Here is a 1,196-nt window from a genome sequence, read left to right on the forward strand (position 1 = left end):
TGGAGTGTTCCCGATAAAGTGGATAGCTGTTTAGGCTGCGAGTTCAAGTATGTTTCTGTAGCCTAGCTCATATTCTTGCGGTGTCAAGTATCCGAGCGTTGAATGGCGACGAGTCTGGTTGTAGTATTCCTCAATCCAAGAAAACGTGTACTTCTTCAGAGTCTTGAGATCTGGCCAAGGCCGGGTATGGATGAGTTCCTTCTTGTAGGTCGCGAAGAACGATTCCGCGACGGCGTTATCGTAACAAATCCCGGTACGGCCCAATGATCGACGAATCTTGTGTTTCCGACAGTACTTAGCAAAATCCGTCGACGTATACTGCGTCCCACGGTCCGAATGAAAAATCACGCGTGTCCGAGGCTGGCGATGAACCCGAGCCATATCTAAAGCATCAGTGACCAACGAGGTACGCATATGGTCATCGACAGCCCAGCCCACCACCTTCCTGGAATACAGGTCGATCACCGTCGCCAGATAAGCCCAACCATTCCACGTCTTCACATACGTGATATCACCGCACCACTTCTCGTTCGGTGCCGACGCCTCGAACCTTCGACCGATCAGGTCCGGGGCTGGCACCGGATGCTCGCCAGCCACCGTGGTTCGCCGCCACGCCGCGGGATGACGGCCCTGGACACCCAGCGCCCGCATCAGCCGCCACACCCGCTTGCGCGATACCCGGTGCCCGCCAGCAGCGAGTTCGGCATGAATGCGTCGGACCCCAGGCCGGCCCGGGCTGCTGGCGTAAAAATGTCGAATCAATCCCATCAGCAGATCGTCTTGGTCGTGCCTGGCCGAAACCCGATGACTCCGCCACTTGTAATAGCCCGAGGTCGACACCTGGAGTTCCCGACACATGAACACCACCGGATAAACACCCTGATCAGCCCAGTCCGCGATCGCAGCAAACTTCACTGCTGGTCTTTCGCGAACCAGGTCGCCACTTTTTTTGCGAAACTGGCCTGCATCTGGAGATGAGCGTTTTCGTCCAGCAGCCTCTGGTAATCCGCGCGGAGCTGTTCGAGCTCGGCCCGTTCCGAGCGTGTCAAAGACTCGTCCGGGTCACGCTGCTCATCGCGCAAGTCTCGTTCTTTCTTCACCCATTTCCCTAACGTCTTCTCGAGGACGCCGATATTCCGTGCCGCCTCAGCGATCGACCGCCCATCATCCAACACCAACGCCACCGCGTTAGCTTT

At 56.9% G+C, this 1,196-nt stretch carries 2 protein-coding genes; both read right to left on the reverse strand.

Annotated features, from left to right (window positions below):
- Positions 1-30 precede the first annotated feature (30 nt).
- Positions 31-915: an IS3 family transposase gene (locus ACE4YL_RS15320; protein WP_286263757.1), complete on the reverse strand. Its 885-nt coding sequence runs from the start codon at positions 913-915 to the stop codon at positions 31-33.
- On the reverse strand, positions 912-1,196 hold a 285-nt coding region (locus ACE4YL_RS15325), incomplete at its 5' end, for a transposase (protein WP_461369803.1). The genes ACE4YL_RS15320 and ACE4YL_RS15325, both read right to left, overlap by 4 nt.

The sequence above is a fragment of the Candidatus Darwinibacter acetoxidans genome (genome assembly GCF_041936445.1).
In the GTDB taxonomy this organism is placed as follows: domain Bacteria; phylum Bacillota; class Limnochordia; order Darwinibacteriales; family Darwinibacteriaceae; genus DTU010.